The sequence below is a fragment of the Streptomyces sp. NBC_00377 genome, from assembly GCF_036075115.1.
Lineage (GTDB): Bacteria > Actinomycetota > Actinomycetes > Streptomycetales > Streptomycetaceae > Streptomyces.
Genome location: NZ_CP107958.1, coordinates 4,012,884 through 4,035,050 on the forward strand (window position 1 = coordinate 4,012,884; position 22,167 = coordinate 4,035,050).

General features: G+C 72.1%; 19 protein-coding genes. 8 read left to right on the forward strand and 11 right to left on the reverse strand.

The features are described 5' to 3' along the window. Positions 1–26 precede the first annotated feature (26 nt). The 5 genes from OHS71_RS18025 to OHS71_RS18045 all read right to left on the reverse strand — a co-directional run bounded on the left by OHS71_RS18025 (position 27) and on the right by OHS71_RS18045 (position 7,156). The gene (locus OHS71_RS18025) at positions 27–2,456 is read right to left on the reverse strand and encodes a SpoIIE family protein phosphatase (RefSeq protein WP_328480397.1); all 2,430 of its coding nucleotides are present in this window, start codon (positions 2,454–2,456) and stop codon (positions 27–29) included. A 563-nt stretch (positions 2,457–3,019) separates the two neighbouring features. Next, on the reverse strand, positions 3,020–4,489 hold the full coding sequence (locus OHS71_RS18030; protein WP_328480398.1) for a sensor histidine kinase: 1,470 nt from the start codon (positions 4,487–4,489) through the stop codon (positions 3,020–3,022). 13 nt (positions 4,490–4,502) lie between these two features. After that, a complete protein-coding gene (locus OHS71_RS18035) occupies positions 4,503–5,228 on the reverse strand; it encodes a response regulator transcription factor (protein ID WP_328480399.1) in 726 nt (241 codons plus the stop codon). A gap of 186 nt (positions 5,229–5,414) precedes the next feature. After that, positions 5,415–6,032 (reverse strand): FMN reductase, encoded by a 618-nt coding sequence (locus tag OHS71_RS18040; RefSeq protein ID WP_328480400.1) that lies wholly within the window; start codon positions 6,030–6,032, stop codon positions 5,415–5,417. After that, positions 6,029–7,156 (reverse strand): LLM class flavin-dependent oxidoreductase, encoded by a 1,128-nt coding sequence (locus tag OHS71_RS18045; protein ID WP_328480401.1) that lies wholly within the window; start codon positions 7,154–7,156, stop codon positions 6,029–6,031. Before OHS71_RS18045 ends, OHS71_RS18040 begins: the two co-directional genes overlap by 4 nt. A 115-nt stretch (positions 7,157–7,271) precedes the next feature. On the opposite strand from OHS71_RS18045, the gene OHS71_RS18050 reads away from it, so the two are divergent. Further along, entirely contained in the window at positions 7,272–8,066 is a 795-nt protein-coding gene (locus tag OHS71_RS18050) for a helix-turn-helix transcriptional regulator (RefSeq protein ID WP_328480402.1), read from the forward strand. 515 nt (positions 8,067–8,581) lie between these two features. Here OHS71_RS18050 and OHS71_RS18060 read toward each other — a convergent pair. From OHS71_RS18060 to OHS71_RS18075, 4 genes are all read right to left on the reverse strand, one after another. Then, positions 8,582–9,370, reverse strand: a complete 789-nt coding sequence (locus OHS71_RS18060; RefSeq protein ID WP_328480403.1) for a TIGR03943 family putative permease subunit — start codon at positions 9,368–9,370, stop codon at positions 8,582–8,584. Continuing rightward, a complete protein-coding gene (locus tag OHS71_RS18065) occupies positions 9,367–10,401 on the reverse strand; it encodes a permease (RefSeq protein ID WP_328480404.1) in 1,035 nt (344 codons plus the stop codon). Before OHS71_RS18065 ends, OHS71_RS18060 begins: the two co-directional genes overlap by 4 nt. 6 nt (positions 10,402–10,407) lie before the next feature. After that, positions 10,408–10,551: a hypothetical protein gene (locus tag OHS71_RS18070; protein ID WP_328480405.1), complete on the reverse strand. Its 144-nt coding sequence runs from the start codon at positions 10,549–10,551 to the stop codon at positions 10,408–10,410. Positions 10,552–10,616: 65 nt separating this feature from the next. Further along, entirely contained in the window at positions 10,617–11,120 is a 504-nt protein-coding gene (locus OHS71_RS18075) for a hypothetical protein (RefSeq protein WP_328480406.1), read from the reverse strand. 269 nt (positions 11,121–11,389) lie between these two features. On the opposite strand from OHS71_RS18075, the gene OHS71_RS18080 reads away from it, so the two are divergent. From OHS71_RS18080 to OHS71_RS18090, 3 genes are read left to right on the forward strand one after another with little or no spacing between them, the layout of a single operon-like run. Beyond that, complete coding sequence (locus OHS71_RS18080; RefSeq protein WP_328480407.1) at positions 11,390–12,166, forward strand: SDR family NAD(P)-dependent oxidoreductase; 777 nt, start codon at positions 11,390–11,392, stop codon at positions 12,164–12,166. Next, a complete protein-coding gene (locus OHS71_RS18085; RefSeq protein WP_328480408.1) occupies positions 12,163–12,333 on the forward strand; it encodes a hypothetical protein in 171 nt (56 codons plus the stop codon). Before OHS71_RS18080 ends, OHS71_RS18085 begins: the two co-directional genes overlap by 4 nt. A gap of 27 nt (positions 12,334–12,360) precedes the next feature. After that, positions 12,361–13,617: a tyrosine-protein phosphatase gene (locus OHS71_RS18090; protein WP_328480409.1), complete on the forward strand. Its 1,257-nt coding sequence runs from the start codon at positions 12,361–12,363 to the stop codon at positions 13,615–13,617. A 68-nt stretch (positions 13,618–13,685) separates the two neighbouring features. Here the strand turns inward: OHS71_RS18090 and OHS71_RS18095 are convergent, their stop codons facing one another. Further along, positions 13,686–14,879: an RtcB family protein gene (locus OHS71_RS18095; RefSeq protein WP_328480410.1), complete on the reverse strand. Its 1,194-nt coding sequence runs from the start codon at positions 14,877–14,879 to the stop codon at positions 13,686–13,688. Positions 14,880–15,108: 229 nt separating this feature from the next. Here OHS71_RS18095 and OHS71_RS18100 point away from each other — a divergent pair, with 229 nt between their 5' ends. From OHS71_RS18100 to OHS71_RS18110, 3 genes are all read left to right on the forward strand, one after another. Next, positions 15,109–15,933 (forward strand): DUF3558 domain-containing protein, encoded by an 825-nt coding sequence (locus OHS71_RS18100; protein ID WP_328480411.1) that lies wholly within the window; start codon positions 15,109–15,111, stop codon positions 15,931–15,933. Between the two features lie 118 nt (positions 15,934–16,051). Continuing rightward, positions 16,052–17,041, forward strand: a complete 990-nt coding sequence (locus OHS71_RS18105) for a DUF3558 domain-containing protein (RefSeq protein ID WP_328480412.1) — start codon at positions 16,052–16,054, stop codon at positions 17,039–17,041. Between the two features lie 76 nt (positions 17,042–17,117). After that, complete coding sequence (locus OHS71_RS18110; RefSeq protein WP_328480413.1) at positions 17,118–18,386, forward strand: DUF2637 domain-containing protein; 1,269 nt, start codon at positions 17,118–17,120, stop codon at positions 18,384–18,386. A gap of 127 nt (positions 18,387–18,513) precedes the next feature. On the opposite strand, the gene lysS is transcribed toward OHS71_RS18110, so the two are convergent. Beyond that, a complete protein-coding gene (gene lysS / locus OHS71_RS18115) occupies positions 18,514–20,256 on the reverse strand; it encodes a lysine--tRNA ligase (protein WP_328480414.1) in 1,743 nt (580 codons plus the stop codon). A gap of 140 nt (positions 20,257–20,396) precedes the next feature. Here lysS and argS point away from each other — a divergent pair, with 140 nt between their 5' ends. Next, a complete protein-coding gene (gene argS, locus OHS71_RS18120; protein ID WP_328480415.1) occupies positions 20,397–22,166 on the forward strand; it encodes an arginine--tRNA ligase in 1,770 nt (589 codons plus the stop codon). The last annotated feature ends 1 nt before the right edge of the window (position 22,167 follow it).

Below are 22,167 nucleotides of genomic sequence, written 5' to 3' on the forward strand. Positions count from 1 at the left end.
TGCACAACATTGAGGTACGGCCCCGCTCAGGGCCAGGAACCGTCCGCCGGCCCCTCGATCTCCTGCTCCGCCCAGATCGTCTTGCCCTTGGCGCCCGGGCGGGTGCCCCAGCTGCGGGTCAGCTGGGCGACCAGGAGGAGACCGCGGCCGCCCTCGTCGTAGGTGCGGGCCCGGCGCATGTGGGGGGCCGTACCCCCGGCGTCGGAGACCTCGCAGATCAGGGTCCGGTCGTGGATGAGGCGCAGCTGGACGGGCGGTTCGCCGTGCCGGATGGCATTGGTGACCAGCTCACTGACGATCAGCTCGGTGACGAAGGCAGCGTCGGTCAGGCCCCAGGCCTCCAGTCGGCCTACCGCCTTCTTGCGGGCCTCGGCGACCGCGGCGGGATCCGCTTCGACCTCCCAGGTAGCCACACGCGAGGCGTCGAGCGCCCGGGTACGGGCGACGAGGAGGGCGACGTCGTCGGCGGGCAGCCGGGGAAGCATCCGGGCGAGGACCGAGTCGCACACGGCGTCCAGGGAGGCCGGGGGCCCGGCCAGGGCGCGGCACAGGCGGGCGACGCCGTCGTCGATGTCGCTGTCCCGGGACGGCGAGCGGATCAGACCGTCGGTGTACAGGGCGAGCAGACTGCCTTCGGGCAGCTCCATCTCGAGCGACTCGAAGGGAAGGCCGCCCAGGCCCAAGGGAGGTCCCGCGGGCAGGTCGAGCAGTTCGACGGCGCCCTGCGGACTCACCACGGCCGGCTGCGGGTGCCCCGCCCTGGCCAGCGTGCAGCGCCGGGAGACCGGGTCGTACACGGCGTACAGGCAGGTCGCGCCGACGTCTCCGGCGGGCTCCCCCTCGCCGAGCGCGTCCGCCTCGGTGGCCAGCCGGCCCACCAGATCGTCGAGGTGGGTGAGCAGCTCGTCGGGGGGCAGGTCGATGTCGGCGAGGGTGCGCACGGCCGTCCGCAGCCGCCCCATGGCCGCCGAGGCGTGGATGCCGTGGCCCACGACGTCGCCGACGACCAGCGCGACCCTGGCCCCGGACAGCGGGATCACGTCGAACCAGTCGCCGCCCACCCCGGCACGCGCGTCGGCCGGGAGATAGCGGGTCGCGACCTCCACGGCGGACTGCTCGGGCAGACCCCGCGGCAGCAGGCTGCGCTGGAGCGTGACCGCCGTCGCCCGCTCGTGGGTGTAGCGCCAGGCGTTGTCGATACAGACCGCCGCCCTGGCCACCAGCTCCTCGGCCAGCACCAGATCGTCCGGCCCGAACGGCTCGGGATGCCGGTGCCGGACGAAGATGACGACGCCCAGGGTGCTGCCGCGCGCCGACAGCGGCACGGCCAGCACGGAATGGAAGCCGAAGTCCCGGACACGGGACATGCGCACCGGATCCCGGACGATCCATTCGGCGATGGCGGCCCCCGTCATCCGGCGGTTCACCGCCCGTCCCGAACGGAGGCTCTCGGCCGCCGCGGAGCTCTGCGGGTACTCGTCCACGTCACCGAGGGCGAGGACCGCCTCCGGGACGCCCGGCAGCACGGACTGGTGGGCGACGCGCCGCAGCAGCAGGGACCGGCCGGCCCCCGACCCCTGCGGCTCCGGCTCCTCTCCCTCCTCGAACGACGTCAGCAGGTCGACGCAGAGGAAGTCGGCGAGGTCGGGAACGGCGACGTCCGCCAGCTCCTGCGCGGTCCGCGTCACGTCGAGCGTGCTGCCGATGCGGGTGCTGGCCTCGGCGATCAGCTGGAGACGCTTGCGGGCCCAGTACTGCTCGGTCATGTCGTGCCCGGTCGCGGCGACGCCCAGGACCCGGCCGTCCGGATCCTCCACCCGGTAGAGGTGGAGCGACCAGGCGTGGTCCCGGGTCTCGCCGGGGGCCCGCGCGTGGTTCTCCACGTACTGCGGCTCACCGGTCTCCAGGGCCAGCCGCATCCGCCGCTCGACCTCCCCCGACACCGACGTGGGCAGCACGTCCGTCATCCGCAGCCCGCGCAGCTCGTCCTCGCTCAGGCCCAGTGCGCGCTCCGCGGACCCGCTGGAGCGGCGGTAGCGCAGATCCGTGTCGTACACCGAGGTCGCACAGGACGGGGACCGGAGCAGGCCCCACCGCACGAGTTCGTCGTCGTCGGGCTCCGGCAGCCCCCAGGCCACGGCGCTGACCAGGAGCCAGCCACGGGAGCCGTCGTCCGCCGTCCGGGGATGCGCGAGGACCCTGGCCTCCAGACGGTGGCCGTCCCGGTGCCGGAGGGCGAGCGTGCCGTGCCATCGGGGCAGCGCGGCGAGCGACGCGAGATCCGGTGAGGCCGGCTCCTCGGCGAGCAGCACCCTCGCCGGACGGCCGAAGATCTCCTGCGGGGCGTACCCGAGCAGGCGCTCCGCGCCCTCGTTCCAGCCGGTCACGGCGCCTCGTCCGTCGACGGCGACCCGCGCGGTCAGCGCCTCACCGACCTCGTCCGTTCCACCGCCCATCCAGCTCTCCCTTACTCCCGCATAAGGCATATTTCATACTAGAGAAGCCTTCAAACACGGCGCCCGCGACCCCGTCCCAGCCGCCCACCTCCGCGCGGGGCTCCCGCCGACGACCACACCCCGGCCCCGCCCGCCACCGCGCGACTCCTCCCACCACCCGGCCCCTCCCACCACCGCGCGCGCGCCGGGCGGTACGCGCGGGGCCCGGTGGCTCGTGCGGGCTCGATGGCTCGCGCTGAGCCCGGTGACCCACGCTGGGCCCGGCGGCTCACGCTGGGCTCGACGGCTCGCCCCCGGCGCGGAGACCCGTGCGGGCCCGATAGCTCGTGCGGGCCCGGGCGGCTCACGCTGGGCCCGGTGCCTCATGCGGGCCCGATAGCTCACGCTGGGCCCGGCGGCTGACGCTGGGCCCGATGGCTCGCCCGGCACGGGGACCCGTGCGGGTTCGGCGGCTCACGCTGGGCCCGGCCGCTCGCCCCGGCACGGGGACTGCGGACGCGGGGACCCGCCCCGGCGCGGTGGCTCGCTTCGGCCCGGGCGCCGGGGGACGCGCCGCGCGCTCGTCAGCCGCGGTGGTCGAGGGTCTGTTCCTGCGGCCGGGCGCCCTCGGGGAGCTCGCCGCCCACCGTGAAGCCGAGCACCGAGCCGCCGCCCGCGCGGCGGAAGGCGAAGGGCGCCCCGCCGTGGGCCAGCGCCACCTCGCGCACGATCGACAGACCCAGGCCGGACCCCGGCAGGGAGCGCGCGTCGGCGGCCCGGTAGAAGCGGTCGAAGACCCGCGTCAGGTCGGTCTCGGCGATACCCGGCCCGCGGTCGAGAACCTCGACGCGGACGACGCCGGGCCGGGAGGGCCCCGTGACCGCGATCTCCACCGGCGCCCTTCCCTCGCGGTCGAACTTGGTCGCGTTCTCGACGAGGTTCGACACCGCCCGCTGGAGCATCCCCGGCCGCCCGTACAGGGTGGTCGTACCGCTCGCCCGGATCAGGACCTGCCGCCCGGTGCGACGCCTGGCCAGGCCCGCGACCTCCTCCGCGATGTCGGCGAGGTCCAGCTTGCGGGGCGGCTCGGCGTCGGACTGACCGGCTGCCAGGTCGACGAGTTCGTTGACCAGGTCGGTGAGTTCCCGCGCCTCCTGGGTCAGATCCGCCACCAGCTCGTCACGCATGTCGGGGGGCAGCTCGTCGATGCGGCGCAGCAGCGAGATGTTCGTACGCAGCGACGTCAGCGGCGTGCGCAGTTCGTGCCCCGCGTCCTGGACGAGCCGCCGCTGGTCCTCCTCCGACTGGGCGAGCCGGCCGAGCATGCGGTCGAAGGCGCGGCCCAGCCGGCCCACCTCGTCGTGACCGGTGACCGGTACCTGGACGCCGAGCCGCCGTGTGCGGGCGACGTCCTCGGCGGCGGTGGTCAGGATCACCAGCCGGTGGGTGATGCGCCGGGCCAGCCACCAGCCGAACAGCCCCGCGGCCGTCACCACCGCGATCATCAGGATCAGCGTGCGCTGCTGGAGCGCCCGCAGCAGGTCCTCGGTGTCGCTGAACTCCTGCGCCACCTGTACCGCGCCCCGGCGGCCGCCCAGTGAGACGGTCGCGATGCGGTACACGTCGCTGCCGACGTCGACGTCCTTGTGCTCGGCGATCCTTCCGGCCGCCGTGGCCCCCGCGATCGTGCGGTCGGCGGGCACCACGGGCAGGCCGGGGCTGCCGCTGTCGACGACCGCGCCGTCCGGACCGAGCACCTGTACGTCCGTACGGGCCGGCCGCACGATGTCGTGTCCGGGCGCGGACGAGGAGAAGTCCTCCGCCGCCATCCGGTGGTCGCGCACCTCGTCCCGCAGGTCCTGCACGACCTCGTCGAACACGGATTCCTGGTCGACCCGGACCAGCCGGGCCGCCGCCGAGTAGGACAGGACGCCGACGAGCACGGTGACCGCGGCGGTCACGGCCGCGAACGACACCGCGAAAGTGGTCCGCAGCGACACCAGCTTCGGCCGCGGCCGGGACAGCAGCCGGCCCAGCGGACGCGGACGACTCACCGGTTCTCGCCCCTCAGTCTTCCCGCAGCACGTAACCCACCCCGCGCACGGTGTGGATCAGCTGCGGGGCGCCGGGCTGGTCGAGCTTGCGGCGGAGGTAGCCGACGTAGACGGCGAGGTTCTTGGAGCCGGGACCGAAGTCGTAGCCCCAGATGCGGTCGTAGATCGTGGAGTGGTCCAGGACGATCCCGGCGTTGCGCGCCAGCAGTTCCAGCAGTTCGAACTCGGTCCGGGTCAGCTCCAGTTCCCGCCCGCCCCGCCACGCCCGCCGCGCCTGCGGGTCCATCCGCAGCCCGGCCGCCTCCACATGCCGCTCGGACGCCCGCTTCGGGACGTCGGGCAGCGGCGAGGCGGCCTCGGGGGCGGCGTCGGGGCTGGTCCGGCGCAGCAGGGCCCGCAGCCGGGCGAAGACCTCCTCGACGTCGAACGGCTTCACGACGTAGTCGTCCGCGCCCGCGTCCAGACCGGCGATCCGGTCGGCGGTCTCCACCAGGGCGGTCAGCATCAGGATGGGCGTGCGGTCGCCCTCGGCGCGCAGCACCCGGCAGACCTGGAGTCCGTCGATCCCGGGCATCATCACGTCGAGGAGGAGCACGTCGGGCGGGTTCTTGTGGGCGTGCGCCAGCGCCTCGACCCCGTCGGCCACCGCGGTGACGCGGTAGCCCTCCAGGGCCAGGGCGCGTTCCAGGGCGTTGCGGATGGCACGGTCGTCTTCGGCGAGCAGCACGGTGGGAGGCACCAGGCCAGTCTGCCAAGGCCTCCGGCGGTTGGGCCGGGGGGACGGTCGTACAGTCACCCTTCTTACTGGGCTCTCACCGTCCGGGTGGGCGTGTCCGGGGGCTGCCGCCCCCGGACCCCCGCTTCGGCCCGCCTCGTCCTGCATCGCCTGACGGGCCGGATTCCCGGCGCTCGGAGGATCGGTCCGTCACCGGGCGGCCAGGGCCGCCAGCTGTTCGGCGAAGGGCACCACCGTGAACTCGTCCTTGTCGTCCTTGTCGTCCTTCGCCGGGCCGGTCGGGGACGACGGCGCGGACAGGCCCGTCATCAGCGACGCCAGCTCTGCCGCCGCCCGCTCGATCCGTTCGGGCAGGCCCTCCGCGCCCCAGTCCTCGGAGGCGGCGTAGACCGCGGTCGGGACGACGACCGCGCGGAGATAGGAGAACAGCGGCCGCAGGGCGTGTTCCAGCACCAGCGAGTGCCGTGCGGAGCCCCCCGTGGCGGCGATCAGCACCGGCTTGCCGGCCAGCGCGTCCGGGTCGAGCACGTCGAAGAACGACTTGAACAAGCCGCTGTACGACGCGGAGAACACCGGCGTGACGACGATCAGCCCGTCCGCCTCCGTCACCGCTTCCAGCGCGGCCGCCAGCTTCCGCCCGGGGAACCCGTTGGTGAAGTTGTGGGCGATCTCGACGGCGAGGTCCCGCAGCTCCACGACCTGCGCCTGCGCCGAGGTCCGCCCGGCGGTCGCGGCCGCCAGCCGGTCGGCCAGCAGCCGGGTCGACGACGGGACGCTCAGCCCCGCCGAGACGACGACGAGCTTCATGCGACGTCCACCCCTTCCTGGGAATCCTGGGCGTTCTGTGCGGTCCGTGCCGTCCGGGCGGCCTCGAGCAGCGACTCGTGCGTGGGCGCGTCCGGCACGTCGGCCGGCCGGCCGACGGCGAACTCCTTGCGCAGCACCGGCACGACCTCCTCGCCGAGCAGGTCGAGCTGCTCGAGCACGGTCTTCAGCGGCAGCCCCGCGTGGTCCAGCAGGAACAGCTGGCGCTGGTAGTCGCCGGCGTACTCGCGGAACTTGAGCGTCTTCTCGATGACCTGCTCCGGCGTGCCGACGGTCAGCGGGGTCTGGTCGGTGAAGTCCTCCAGGGAGGGCCCGTGACCGTAGACCGGCGCGTTGTCGAAGTACGGGCGGAACTCGCGCACCGCGTCCTGCGAGTTCTTCCGCATGAAGACCTGGCCGCCGAGCCCCACGATGGCCTGCTCAGGCGTGCCGTGCCCGTAGTGGGCGTACCGGGCGCGGTACAGCTCGACCATCCGCTTGGTGTGGTCGGCCGGCCAGAAGATGTTGTTGTGGAAGAAGCCGTCGCCGTAGAACGCGGCCTGCTCGGCGATCTCGGGCGAGCGGATGGAGCCGTGCCAGACGAACGGCGGCACGTCGTCCAGCGGGCGGGGCGTGGAGGTGAAGCCCTGGAGGGCGCTGCGGAACTTGCCCTCCCAGTCGACGACGTCCTCGCGCCACAGCCGGCGCAGCAGGGCGTAGTTCTCGATGGCGAGGTTGATGCCCTGCCGGATGTCCTGGCCGAACCAGGGGTAGACCGGCCCGGTGTTCCCGCGGCCCATCATCACGTCGACCCGGCCGTCGGCCAGGTGCTGGAGCATCGCGAAGTCCTCGGCGATCTTCACCGGGTCGTTGGTGGTGATGAGGGTGGTGGAGGTGGAGAGGACCAGCTTCTCCGTCCGTGCGGCTATGTACCCGAGCATCGTCGTCGGGGACGAGGGCACGAACGGCGGGTTGTGGTGCTCACCGGTGGCGAAGACGTCGAGGCCGACCTCCTCGGCCTTCAGCGCGATGGCGACCATGGCCTTGATCCGCTCGCGCTCGGTCGGCGTACGGCCCGTGGTGGGGTCCGGCGTGACATCGCCGACGCTGAAGATCCCGAACTGCATGGTCGCTCAACCTCCAAAGTTGTTGACCGTTAAACTATACCGCCCTAACGGCATCCCCCCTCCCTCTATTCCGCCGACCGCCGCGACTGTCGGTGCCCCGTTCTACGATCCGGAGATGTCCACCCCACGCCGGGACACCCGAGGCATCGTCGACGCCGCGGACTTCCTCGCGCGCGTGCGCTTCCGCCGCCCCGAACCGGCCTCGCCCCTGCGCCCCTACATCGAGCACTACTGGCTCATCGACTGGGACCTCACCGAGCCCTACGTCTCCCACGTGGTCCCGCACCCCGCGGTCCACCTCGTCTTCCAGCGGTTCGAGGGCCGGGAACCCTTCGTCGAGATCGCCGGCGTCCAGCAGGGCCTCTTCGCCCAGAAGCTGGAGGGCGTGGGACGGGTGTGCGGCGTCAAGTTCCGCCCGGGCGGCTTCCGCCCCTTCGCCCCCGACCGGCCGGTCTCCGACTGGACGGGCCGCCGGGTCCACCTCACCGGCACCGATCCGTCCCCGGTCCTCGACCCCGCCGACGAGAGCGCCCGGGTGGCCGCCCTGGACGCCCACCTGCTGGCCCTCGCCCCACGCCCGGACCCGCAGGCGGACCTCGCGATGGTCCTCGCCGACCGCGTCCGCACCGACCGCACGATCCGCAGGGTGGCCGACCTGGCGGGCGGCGAGGGCCTGTCGGTACGCCTGCTCCAGCGCCTGTTCGCCGCGTACGTGGGGGTCGGCCCGAAGTGGGTCATCCTTCGCTACCGCATCCACGAGGCGCTGGAACGGGCCGAGGCGGACAGGGCGGTGGACTGGGCGGCGCTGGCCGCCGACCTGGGCTACGCGGACCAGGCCCACCTCGTGCGCGACTTCACCGCGACGGTAGGGGTCCCCCCTGCGGCCTACGCGAGGCACCGCGCCGCCTAGAGCACGCGCCGCCGCGACACACCGGCCCCACCGCAGCGGCGACCCGGGACCCCCGGAGGCCAGAAATTGCGCGCCCAGGAACGCCCGGAACCCAGGACCCTGCGCGCCCTGGAACGCCACGGCATCCTGACCCGCACGGTCACCCCGTCCGTCCCCGTCCCCGTCCCCGTCGACCACGAGCCGACGCCGCCCGGCAGCGGCCTCGCCCTGCCGCTGACGGCCGTGAAGAAGCGGGCGGGGGCCCCTTTCGACGAGGCCACGTCGCCGGCAGCGCTACGACACGGACAGCACGGGGCCCGGCCCCGCACCGACGTCGGAGCGCGTGGGACGTCGGAGCGCCGCGCGGACGTCGGAGCGCGTGGGACGTCGGAGCGCCGCGCGGACGTCGGAGCGCCCCGCGGACGTCGGAGCGCCGCGCGGACGTCGGAGCGCTGTCCCTTTGAGGGACGTCGGAGCGCCGTCCCTCAAGGGCCTGAACGGCACGGCGGTCCACGGGGAGGGGCGGCGGTCGCGGGTCAGCGGGTGCCGAGCGGCAAGGCGTCCATGTAGCTGTTGGTCGGCTTCCCGACCTTCTTCACGCTCCGGGCCTCCACCTCGACCGCCGCCGACGACGTGCCCAGCGTTCCGCTGCCGTGCCAGGTCCCGGTGACGTTCACCCAGGTGTCGGCCTTCGGCGCCGCCACCCCCTGGACCAGCACCTTCACGGACGACGCGTCCGCCGCACAGCAGCTGACGATGATCCGGGTCAGATACCAGCCGTCCTGCTCGCGCGCTGCCGGGCTGACGAACCCGGTCATCACGACCGCGCGGCCCCGGACGGCCAGCGACCGGTCCTGCTGCACCCGCTGGGTGAAGTCGGTGAGCGTGATCGGCAGCGGAGAGGTCGCGGGCAGCGGGTCGAAGGCGTCCTCCTGCACGGCGACGGCCTTCGCGGGCTCCCGCGAGGCCGTGTAGGAGCCGAGCGCGGGCGGCGCGTAGAACAGCAGGCTCAGTACCGGAAGGAACAGCAGCCAGGCGACTCGCGGGACCCCGGAGTGATCGTGCCCGTGCCCCTCGTGCCCGTGCCCCTCATGCTCCCGCCCCCCGCGCCGGTGCTCCTCCTGGCCGTCTCCGTCGGGCCTCCGCCTTCCCCGTGCGGACCACGCCTCCGCCACCCCGAGCACCACCAGCAGCACCCCGGAGGCGACCAGCAGCGGCCGCATCCCCTCCTTGACGTACCGCAGGTACTCGTCGGTGAACAGCGAGGTGTGCAACAACCCGAGGCCGGCCAGCACCAGCAGCCCCACCTGCACGAACCGTCTCACAGCAACACCCCTCCGACCACCGCGCTGCACACCACGGCGACCACCGCCGTGGCCGACGAGAAGCGCACCGCGAAGGCCCGCCCGAACGTGCCCGCCTGGAGCGCGATCAGCTTCAGGTCGACCATCGGTCCCACCACCATGAACGCCAGCCGCGCGACCGGCGAGAACCCGCTCAGGGAGGCCGCCACGAACGCGTCCGCCTCGCTGCACACCGCCAGCACGATCGCCAGCGCCGCCAGGAACAGCACGGACAGCCACGGCGAACCCGCGAAGGTGTCGAGCAGCGACCGCGGCACGGTCACGTTGAACGTCGCCGCCGCCATCGCCCCCACCACCAGGAAACCTCCCGCATGCAGGAAGTCGTGCTGGAAACCGCGGCGGAACTCGGTGAAACGGCTGTCCCCCGGGACATGGCCGGTATGGCGCACGACGGTGGGCCGCAGCCACTCCTCCCGGCCCAGCCAGAGCCACAGCCAGCCCATCGCGGCGGCGGTGACCAGCGAGGCGAGCAGCCGGGCCAGCACCATCTCGGGGTTGCCCGGGAAGGCGACGGCCGTGGCCGTCAGCACCACCGGGTTCACGGCGGGCGCCGACAACAGGAAGGCGAACGCCGCGGCCGGTGTGACGCCCCGTCCGATCAGGCTGTTCGCCACCGGCACCGACGCGCATTCGCACCCCGGCAGCACCACCCCGGCCACCCCGGCCACCGGTACGGCCAGCGCGGCCCGCTTCGGCAGCAGCCGGCTGAAGACCCGCGCCGGCACGAACGCGTTGATCGCCCCCGAGAGGGCCGTGCCCAGCAGCAGGAACGGCAGCGCCTGCACGGTCACGGCCAGGCACACCGTCCGCCACGCCTGCACCGCCGGCTCGTCCAGCGACCGCCCGGCCAGCACCAGCAGCACACCGGGTACCACCGCCGCGCCCAGCAGCAGCAACGGCCAGTGCCGGGGCAGTGCACGCACCGGCGGCGGCCCCGCTTCCCCCGCTCCCCCGTCCGCCGCGGCGGACGGCCGTATCTCTGTCTCCTGCATCCCGCCCTAGACCCGGCCTTCCCGCAATCGCACGACCTGCTCCGCGCCGGACTCCACCGTGCGCCGCATGTGCCGCACGGTCACCGCCTGTTCATCGTCCGGGAGATCGTCGAGGAGCGGCATCCATGCGCCGCCCGGTCGCTCCCGCATCCGCCCGGACTCACCCCAGCGTCAGCGCCGTCCGCAGATGGTACGACGCTCCGGTCAAGGGAGAGTCAGAAGAAGTAAGAGTCCCCCGAGTCCAGGACCAGCACCTGCTGCCGGTCGTTGGACCGGTTGCGGTCCACCGCCCCACCGCCCCACAAGGTGTCGATGTCCATCGTCACCTCCGTCGGCCGCCCGCGCAGCCACACCCGCAGCGCGATCGCGTCCCCCAGGCCGTCCGCGGCGAGCGCCCCCGTGCGGCAGACGACCTCCTGGCGGCCCGTCCGCGCGCAGCCGGCCGGGAGCCGCTGGGCCCCGGCCGCCAGCGGCAGCGACCAGCGCAGCCGCACGGTCGAGTCGGAGACGTTCCCGGGACCGTGGTTGCGCGGAGTCAGCCGGACGTCGATCCGGCCGCCCTCCATGACGGCGGACCCGTGGTACGACAGATCGGCCTCGGTGGCCCCGCCCCTCGCCCCACCCCTCGCGTCCCCGGCCGCCGCCCCCGCCGGAGAGACCCCCGTCCACACCGCCGCCAGCACCACGCCCCACACCGCGAGTCCCCGCATCCTGCGCATGCCACCACTCCCAGCTGAGAACGATCAGAACCGCCCGGGTCGTACGCGAGTACGCGTCGTACGCCTCGCAGGCGTCGTACGAAGGGGATGTATCCCACGCCCCACGCCCGGCAGACGCCCTCGAACAGGTGACGGCGCACCCCTGCCCGTCGGGACGGGGCCCTGGCCGGGCGGCCCCCGTCGTGCGGGCCCGGGGAACGGCTGCCGCCCCGATACCCTGGGCGGCAGCCGGTCGTATGAACGAGCACCCCGTGCATGAGGAGCAGCCCATGGCCACCGCCGCACCGTCCGCCGCGTCCCGCATCGCCGTCGTCACCGGTGCGAGCAGCGGAATCGGCGCCGCCACCGCCCGGCAGCTCGCCGCGGCCGGCTACCGGGTGGTCCTGACCGCCCGCCGCAAGGACCGCATCGAGGCGCTCGCCGAGGAGATCACCCGGGCGGGCGGCTCGGCGACCGCGTACCCGCTGGACGTCACGGACCGGACGGCGGTCGACGAGTTCGCCGGCGCCTTCAAGACGATCGGCGTCCTCGTCAACAACGCGGGCGGCGCACTGGGCGCCGACCCGGTCGCCACCGGCGACCCGGCCGACTGGCGCACGATGTACGAGACGAACGTCCTCGGCACCCTCAACGTCACCCAGGCGCTGCTCCCCAAGCTGGTGGCGAGCGGCGACGGGACGGTCGTGGTGGTCTCCTCGACCGCGGGCCACGGGACCTACGAGGGCGGCGCCGGCTACGTCGCCGCCAAGCACGGGGCCCACGTCCTCGCCGAGACCCTGCGTCTGGAGATCGTCGGCCTGCCGGTGCGCGTCATCGAGATCGCCCCGGGCATGGTCAGGACCGACGAGTTCGCCCTCACCCGCTTCGGCGGCGACGAGGCCAGGGCCGCCAAGGTGTACGAGGGCGTCGCCGAGCCCCTCACCGCGTCCGACGTGGCCGAGACGATCGCCTGGGCGGTCACCCGCCCCAGCCACGTCAACGTCGACCTCCTCGTCCTGCGGCCCCGCGCCCAGGCGTCCAACACGAAGGTCCACCGGGAGCTGTGACGGCCGAGGAGGAGAGGACCGGCAAGGATCCGGACTCGTTCGAACAGCGCCGCCTCGCCCAGGAGACGAAGAACGAGCGCCATATGTGGGTCTTCCTGGCCTACTTCCTCTTCGGCATCCACATCGTGGCATTCGTGATGATCTACGCGGTCCGCCACGCGAAGTGACGACCGCCGCGCCAAGGGGTTTCCCACGTGGACAGACACATACCGTTCGAGACACTGCACAACTTCCGTGACCTGGGCGGATACCCGGCCGCCGACGGCCAGCGGGTCCGCGCGGGCCGGCTGTTCCGCGCGGACTCGCTCGGCAAGCTGAGACCGGACTCCCCGGACTGGGACCGCTTCCTCGCCCTGGGCGTCCGCACGGTGATCGACCTGCGCCACCCCTGGGAGGCGGACGCGAGGGGCCGGATCCCGGAGCACGACTCCTTCACCTACCGCAACCTCAGCATCGAACACCGCCCCTACAACCAGGCGGCGTTGACCCCGGACGTCGACCCCGGCCCCTATCTCAGCGCCCGCTTCATGGAGGTGGCCGAGGACGGCGCCGAGGAGATCGCCGCGGCCCTGGAGCTGGTGGCGGACGCGAAGGAGGGGCTGGTCTTCCACTGCGCCTCGGGCAAGGACCGCACCGGGCAGCTGGCCGCCCTGGTCCTCGGCCTGCTGGGCGTCCCGGACGAGGTGATCATCGAGGACTTCACCCTGACGGAACTGGCGACCGGGGCCCTGCTCGCCGACTGGCGCGCGCGCAACGGCGGCCGCTCCCCGGTGTGGCCGTCCTTCGCCCGGGCCCCCGAGTCGGTGATGCGCCTGTTCCTGAAGGCGCTGAGGGACCGCTACGGCTCACTGGAGGCGTATGTGACGGGGACTCTCGGCATGGACGCGCAGGCCCTGTCGGCGACCCTGCGGGCCACCCTGCTGGAACCGGCCCCCGCCACCCGGCCCGAGCTGACCCACCGCAGGGCGGAGCCCCGGGACGCCCCCGTCCTGGTCCGCCTGCGTGACACGGCGGCCCTGTGGCAACTGGCCCGGGGCATCGAGCAGTGGCAGCCGGGCGAGAAGACCGAGGCCCACTTCGTCGACCGGATGCGCGAGGGCGAGGTCTGGCTGGCGTACGCGGACGGCGCGGTCGCGGGCGCCTGGGAGCTCTGGTGGGACGACCCGGCCGCCTGGGGTCCCCGCCCCGCCGACGCGGGCTACGTCCACCGCCTGATGACGACCCCCCACACGGCCCCGCCGGGCACGGGCCGCAGGATGCTGGCCCGGGCCGAGTCCCGCATCGCCGCGGCCGGCCGCCCCTACGCCCGTCTCGACTGCCTCTCCGCCAACCCCCGCCTGCGCGCCTACTACGAGTCCGCGGGCTACACGGTCGTCGGCGAGCAGCGCGCCAAGGAGGGCGGATCGGGAAGCCCGTACGCGGTGACCCTGCTGGAGAAACGGCTGGGGTGAGCGAGGGGAGGGGCCGAGCCCGGCCGGCTCGGCCCCTCCCCGGTGGCCTCATCCGCGAAGGCGCGCCGTCAGCCCTTCACGCACACGACCTGCTTCAGCTTCGCCACGACCTCCACCAGGTCCCGCTGCTGGTCGATGACCTGCTCGATCGGCTTGTAGGCGCCCGGGATCTCGTCCACGACACCGGAGTCCTTGCGGCACTCCACGCCCCGTGTCTGGTCCTCCAGGTCCTTGGTCGAGAAGCGGCGCTTGGCCGCGGTGCGGCTCATCCGCCGACCGGCGCCGTGCGAGGCCGAGTTGAAGGACTTCTCGTTCCCGAGGCCCTTCACGATGTACGAACCGGTGCCCATCGAGCCGGGGATGATGCCGTACTCGCCGGAACCGGCCCGGATCGCGCCCTTGCGCGTCACCAGCAGGTCCATCCCCTCGTAGCGCTCCTCGGCGACGTAGTTGTGGTGCGCGCTGATCTCCTGCTCGAAGGCCGGCTTCGCCTTCCTGAACTCCTTGCGGACCACGTCCTTCAGAAGGGCCATCATGAGCGTGCGGTTGTACTTCGCGTACTCCTGCGCCCAGAACAGGTCGTTCCGGTACGCCGCCATCTGCGGGGTCTGCGCGACGAACACGGCGAGATCCCGGTCGACCAGGCCCTGGTTGTGCGGAAGCTTCTGCGCCACGCCGATGTGGAACTCGGCGAGCTCCTTGCCGATGTTCCGGGAACCGGAGTGCAGCATCAGCCAGACGCACCCGTCCAAATCCGTACAAACTTCGACGAAGTGATTGCCGCCCCCGAGAGTCCCCATCTGCCTCATGGCGCGCTCCTCGCGGAACTTCACCGCGTCGGCGACCCCGTCGAACCGGCGCCAGAAGTCGTCCCACCCCGTGGCGCTCAGCCCGTGGAGCCGTCCCGGGTCGACGGCGGCGTCATGCATCCCCCGGCCGACCGGAATGGCCTCCTCGATCTTCGAGCGCAGCCGGGACAGGTCCCCCGGCAGGTCGTTCGCCGTCAGCGACGTCTTCACCGCCGACATCCCGCACCCGATGTCGACCCCCACCGCCGCGGGACACACGGCGTCCCGCATCGCGATGACCGAGCCGACCGTGGCCCCCTTGCCGTAGTGGACGTCCGGCATGACCGCCAGGCCCTTGATCCAGGGCAGGGTCGCCACGTTGCGCAGCTGCTGGAGTGCGCCCTCATCGACCGACGCCGGATCGGTCCACATGCGGATGGGTACCTTCGCGCCCGGCATTTCCACGTACGACATAACGCCCTCATTCCCCCGGAATCACTACAGAAGTCTCACGTCGCAAAACTGGTGCCGAAGTCAACGAATAGGACAGCGGACCGGCATCCACAGCTCCACGTGCGATACACATTGTCTTCAGGGACCGCCCCCGCCCGGCAAGCGAATAACCAGCGGGGACACCGGACCGCCACCCATCTCCCGACCGTGCAACCCGACGGTCGACCATGACCGTCGAGAGGAGCCGACCGTGCAGCGGAAGGCATACGTACCCGGCGTCGTCGCGCTTCTCGCGGCGCTGCTGGCCGGCTGCACCGGCGGATCGGACGAAGGCGGCGAGACGGACAACTCCAACCCGGGCGAGGCCGGAACGGCCAGCGCCGTCGCACAGCCCGGCAAGTACGCCACGCTCCCCGAGGCCTGCGGCGTGGTGAGCCGGTCCACGCTGGACTCGCTGCTCCCCGGCGTCAAGCAGCTCGCCGACCAGACGCAGCGCGACACGGCCTACGCGGGCGAGGCGACGCTGACGTACGACACGGACCGCAAGGTGGGCTGCCGTTGGAAGGTGGAGTCTTCGGACGCCACCGACCATCTCCTCGTCGACTTCGAGCGGGTCGTCTCGTACGACAACGGGGTGAGCGACGACAACCAGGCCGAGGCCCTCTTCGCGAAGAAGGTGACCGCGGCCGACCTCCCGGCCCCCGCCGTCTCCTCGACCGGCGTCCCTTCCGCGGCCGGGAGCCCCTCCCCCTCGGCCACGGGCTCCGCCTCCCCCTCCTCCGCCGTCTCCTCGTCCGCCTCGGCCTCGCCCTCCTCCACCGTTCCCCCCGCCGCCCTCCAGTCCCGCCTGCTGGAGGACCTCGGCGACGAGGCGTTCATCGACGACACACTCGCGAGCTCCGGTTCGACGGCCAAGCAGCGCACGGTGATTGTGGCGTTCCGCACGTCGAACGTCCTGGTGACCATCGAGTACGAGGAACAGCCGGCGATCGTCGGCGCGGTGCCCGACAGCGAGGAAATGCAGGACAAGGCCCGGAAACTGGCCGCGCAGCTGGACGACTCGCTGGCGGGCTGAGGGCACTTCGCCCCGGTTCGTGCCTCACCCGCGAAGGCTGCGAAGCGGAACCGCACAGCTTCTTCACCGACTACCGTGGCCCCTCGGACCCGATCCGACCGCAGGAAACACGAGCGTCATGAGTGAAGGAACCATGCAGCGACGAGCCCAGCGAGACGGCCAGTTTGACCGACGCGAGCAGCGTGCCGAGCGAGTGGACCGGGCGGGCGGGCTGAACCGCCTGCTGGCCGCGGCGGTCGCCGTCCCGGTGATGCTGCTCGCCGCGGGCTGCTCCTCGGACTCCGGCTCGGGCGACGACTCCCAGGACGCCGCCGCCTCCACCGGTGCCGGTTCCGGTACCGGTCCGGCGGCGGGCACCACGCCCACCGTGCAGGCGGCGGCCTTCAAGAAGCTGCCCGAGGCGTGCGCGGTGGTGTCGAAGAAGACGCTGACGGAACTGGTGCCGAAGGGGGTGGCCGGCAAGGAGGGCACGTCCAGCGACACCGCGGCCCGGGCCAGCTGTTCCTGGTCCAGTCTGGCCAACAACGGCGTGAAGGGCTCGCAGTTCCGCTGGCTGAACGTTTCTCTGCTGCGCTTCGAGTCGGACGCCACGACCGGTGACGGCGAGTCGCAGGCGAAGACGTACTACGCGAAGCAGGTCAAGGACGCCCAGGCGGTGGCGGGTGCGAAGAACACGAAGTCGCAGCCGGCCGCCGCGACGGGGGACGAGGCCGTGGTCGTGCGCTACGACCTGAAGAAGTCGGAAGGCGATTTCAAGCAGCAGACGGTCGTGGTCCGGGTCGAGAACGTCGTGCTCACGCTCGACTACAACGGTGCCGGTCTGGCGGGCGACAAGGCCCCGAGCGCGGACGCGCTGGCGAAGTCGGCGGAGAAGGCGGCCAAGGAGGCGGTGGCCGCCGTGCAGTCGGCCAACGGCGTGGGTGGCAACGGCGGTTCGGGTACCTCGACCAAGAGCCCGGCGAGCCCGGCGCCCTCCGGATCCGCCTCTTCGGCCCCGTCGGCGAAGCCCTCCGCGAAGCCTTCCGGGGCGGCGTCGGCGACCCCCGGGGCGACGGCGTCCAAGGCGGCGGCAGCGGCTCCTGAGGCTTCCGCTTCCGCGAAGAGCTGACGGACCGGCAACACGTGCGCCGCACACATGTGCCACCCTATTGCGCGCAAGAGCACGCAAGGGGAGGGGAGTACGGGTGTCCGAGCGAATACAGCTGACCCGGACGCACCGCGTTCTCATCGGCGTGGTCGTGACCGGCGCTGTGATCATCGCCGGCATCGGCTTCGCCGGTTCGTACGCGGCCGTCCGTGAGCTGGCCCTGGAGAAGGGCTTCGGGAACTTCTCGTATGTGTTCCCGATCGGCATCGACGCGGGCATCTGCGTCCTGCTGGCCCTGGATCTGCTGCTGACGTGGATCCGCATCCCGTTCCCGCTGCTGCGGCAGACGGCGTGGCTGCTGACCGCGGCGACGATCGCGTTCAACGGTGCGGCTGCCTGGCCGGACCCGCTCGGCACGGGCATGCACGCGGTGATCCCGATCCTGTTCGTGGTGTCCGTGGAGGCCGCCCGGCACGCCATCGGCCGGATCGCGGACATCACGGCGGACAAGCACATGGAGGGCGTGCGCATCACGCGCTGGCTGCTCTCCCCGCTCCCGACCTTCCTCCTGTGGCGCCGGATGAAGCTGTGGGAGCTGCGCTCCTACGACCAGGTGATCAAGCTGGAGCAGGAACGTCTCGTCTACCAGGCGCGGCTGCGTTCGCGCTTCGGCCGCGCCTGGCGCCGCAAGGCCCCGGTGGAGTCGCTGATGCCGCTGCGCCTGGCGCGTTACGGCGTCCCGCTGGCGGAGACGGCCCCGGCGGGTCTGGCGGCTGCGGGCATCGAGCCGGCGCTGCTGCCGCCGGTGCCGGTACCGGCACAGCTCCAGGCGCCGACGCCGGGGCCGCAGCAGGAACTGGCGGCGGCCCCGGTACGGCAGCAGCAACCGCAGCCCCGGCCCGTCGAGCCGCAGCCCGCACCCCCCGAGGACGACCAGAGCCCGTGGTTCCAGGCGCCGCACGAGGTGGCGTACCAGGGGGGCTACGACCCCACGTACGACCCCTCCGAGCAGTACGCCCACTGGTACGAGGAGCAGCAGCACGCCGAGCAGTACCAGGACCAGTACCAGGAGGAGCCGCCGGCCCAGGAACCCTCTCCGGAGGAGACCGGCTCGTTCCCGATCCCGGTGGTCCCGGGCCGCAGCCGCGAACTCGGTGAGGGCGGCGGCCCGCCGGAACTGACCGAGGAGGACTACTACCTGGTCTTCAAGAAGTCGATAGACGGCAGCTACCCCACCTCGGGCCAGCTCAGGGACGACGTGGAGGCGACGTACGGCGTCACGCTCCCGCAGCGCGAAGCCGTCCGCATGGTCAACCGCTTCACCAACCGCCACACGGCGGAGCTTCAGGAGAACCACATCGCGTGACCGCCTGACCCGCGGACCGCGTGGACCCGCGGATCGCGCGGGTGACGGATCAGCGGGTGACGGATCACGCGTACGAGGAGGGGGCGCCCGGTGCTGCACCGGGCGCCCCCTCCTCGTACGACGCGGCCTACTCCCCGAGCAGGGCCCGCACCCGCTCCTGGCCCACGGCGAGCAGCAGAGTGGGCAGCCGCGGACCGGTGTCACGCCCCACCAGCAGGTGGTAGAGCAGGGCGAAGAAGGTCCGCTGGGCGGTCTTGATCTCGGGCGGGAGCTCCTTGGGGCCGGCGTCGGCGGAGAAGCCGGCCTGGACCTTGGGAACGCCGTAGACGAGGTGGGAGAGACCGTCCAGGGACCAGTGGGCGGCGAGTCCGTCGAGCAGGAGCCGCAGGGACTGCTGGGAGGCCTCGTCGAGGGACTTCAGCAGTTCGGCGTCGGGTTCGGCGCGCACGATGGTCCGCTGGTCGGCGGGGACGTGGGTGTTGATCCACGCCTCGGCCCTGTCGTACCGGGGCCGGGCCTCGTCGAGGGAGGCGAGCGGGTTCTCCGGGTCGAGCTCGGAGAGGATCCGCAGGGCCTGGTCCTGGTGTCCGGCCGTGATGTCGGCGACCGAGGCCAGGGTGCGGTACGGCAGCGGGCGGGCGGTGCGCGGCAGCTCACCGGCGGCCGTGCCCACCGCGCGGGCGTGCGCGGCGGCGTCGGCCGGGAGAGCCGTGCCCTCGGCGACCTTGGCGTCGAGCTTGTCCCACTCGTCGTAGAGCCGCTGGATCTCCTGGTCGAAGGCGATCTTGAAGGACTGGTTGGGGCGGCGACGGGCGTAGAGCCAGCGCAGGAGCTGAGGCTCCATGATCTTCAGCGCGTCGGCGGCGGTGGGGACGCCGCCCTTGGACGACGACATCTTGGCCATGCCGCTGATGCCGACGAAGGCGTACATCGGCCCGATGGGCTGCTTCCCGCCGAAGATCCCGACGATCTGTCCGCCGACCTGGAAGCTGGACCCCGGGGACGAGTGGTCGACGCCGCTCGGCTCGAACACGACGCCCTCGTACGCCCAGCGCATCGGCCAGTCGACCTTCCAGACCAGCTTGCCGCGGTTGAACTCGTTCAGCCGGACGGTCTCGGCGAATCCGCAGGCGGTGCAGGTGTAGGACAGCTCGGTGGTGTCGTCGACGTACGAGGTGACCGTGGTGAGGTCCTTCTCGCAGTTGCCGCAGTAGGGCTTGTACGGGAAGTAGCCGGCGGAGCCGGACGAGCCGTCGTCCTCGGCCGCCGCGCCGGACCCCTCGGCCGCCTCGAGCTCCGCCTCGTCGAGCGGCTTCTGCTGCTGCTTCTTCGCCGGGGCCTTCTTGGTGCGGTACTGGTCGAGGATCGCGTCGATGTCGGCACGGTGCCTGATCGCGTGCAGGATCTGCTCGCGGTAGACGCCCGAGGTGTACTGCGCGGTCTGGCTGATCCCGTCGAACTCCACGCCCAGCTCGGCCAGCGACCCGACCATCGCGGCCTTGAAGTGCTCGGCCCAGTTCGGGTGCGCCGAGCCGTGCGGCGCCGGGACGGAGGTCAGCGGCTTGCCGATGTGCTCGGCCCACGAGCCGTCGACCCCGTCGATGCCCTGCGGCACCTTGCGGAAGCGGTCGTAGTCGTCCCAGGAGATCAGGTGGCGGACCTGACGGCCGCGGCGGCGGATCTCGTCGGCGACCAGGTGCGGGGTCATGACCTCGCGGAGGTTGCCCAGGTGGATGGGACCGGACGGGGAGAGCCCGGACGCGACGACGACCGGTTTCCCCGGGGCCCGGCGCTCCGACTCCTCGATGACCTCATCCGCGAAACGGGAGACCCAGTCGGCGGTCTCGGTGCTCAGAGCCACGATCGGCACGTCCTCTTGTTCTGAAGGCTTCCGGGTTTGAAGTGCGTTCCATTGTCCCAGACGGCCCCGCGCCCGGGAAAACCGCTTTACCCCCCGTGGGATACTGGCCAGGTCTATCCATCCCCACGAGGAGAACGGCACCCACTCCTATGGCCCCGGTCACGTCCCTCAGTCACTCCGTCGAACAGCACCTCACGTCCGCCCTCTCGGCCACCCTGCCGGAGGCCGCCGGCGCGGACCCGCTGCTGCGACGAAGCGACCGGGCCGACTTCCAGGCCAACGGCATCCTGGCGCTGGCCAAGAAGGCGAAGGCGAACCCGCGGGAGCTGGCGACGCAGGTGGTGTCGCAGGTGGTCACGGGCGGCGTGATCAAGGAGATCGAGGTCTCGGGCCCCGGCTTCCTGAACGTCACGCTCACCGACCGGGCGATCACCGAGAACCTGGCGGCGCGGTACGCGGACGCCGACCGCCTGGGCGTGCCGCACGCCGGCCGGCCGGGCACCACGGTCATCGACTACGCCCAGCCCAACGTGGCGAAGGAGATGCACGTCGGTCACCTGCGGTCGGCGGTCATCGGCGACGCGACGGTGCAGATCCTGGAGTTCACCGGCGAGAGCGTGGTCCGCCGGCACCACATCGGCGACTGGGGCACCCAGTTCGGCATGCTCATCCAGTATCTGGACGAGCACCCGCACGAGCTGGACCACAAGGAGTCGCGGGTGAGCGGCGAGGAGGCGATGTCGAACCTCGACCGCCTCTACAAGTCGGCGCGCAAGCTGTTCGACGCGGACGAGGAGTTCAAGACCCGGGCCCGGCGCCGGGTGGTGGACCTCCAGGCGGGCGAACCGCACACGCTCGCCGTCTGGCAGAAGTTCGTCGACGAGTCGAAGATCTACTTCTTCTCGGTCTTCGAGAAGCTGGACATGGAGGTCCGCGACGAGGACATCGTCGGCGAGTCGGGTTACAACGACATGCTGGCGGAGACCTGCCGGCTCCTGGAGGAGTCCGGGGTCGCGGTCCGCTCCGAGGGTGCCCTGTGCGTCTTCTTCGAGGACGTCAAGGGTCCGGACGGCAACCCCGTCCCGCTGATCGTGCAGAAGTCCGACGGTGGCTACGGCTACGCGGCGACCGACCTGTCGGCGATCCGTGACCGTGTCTTCACCATCAAGGCGAACACGCTGCTGTACGTCGTGGACGCGCGTCAGTCGCTGCATTTCAAAATGGTCTTCGAGACGGCGCGCAGGGCGGGCTGGCTGAACGAGGACGTCAAGGCCCACCAGTTGGCGTTCGGCACGGTCCTCGGCAAGGACGGCAAGCCGTTCAAGACCCGTGAGGGCGAGACGGTCAAGCTGGTCGACCTCCTCGACGAGGCGGTGGACCGCGCGACGGCCGTCGTCGGCGAGAAGCGCGACAAGGTGGGTCTGACGGACGAGGAGGTCGTGGAGAACGGCCGGTACGTGGGCATCGGAGCGGTGAAGTACGCCGACCTGTCGACGTCGGCCGTCCGGGACTACAAGTTCGACCTGGACCAGATGGTCTCGCTGAACGGCGACACGTCCGTCTACCTCCAGTACGCGTACGCCCGGATCCAGTCGATCCTGCGCAAGGCCGGCGAGGCCCGCCCCACCGCTCACCCGGAGCTGGAACTGGCCCCGGCGGAGCGGGCGCTGGGCCTGCACCTGGACCAGTTCGCCGAGACGGTGCACGAGGTGGCGGCGGCCTACGAGCCGCACAAGCTGGCGGCGTACCTGTACCAGCTGGCCTCGCACCTGACGACGTTCTACGACCAGTGTCACGTGCTGTCCGCCGACAACGCGCCGGAGGTCGTCGAGAACCGACTGTTCCTGGTCGACCTGACGGGCCGCACCCTCCACCTGGGCATGGCCCTGCTGGGCATCCGGACGCCCGGGAAGCTCTGAG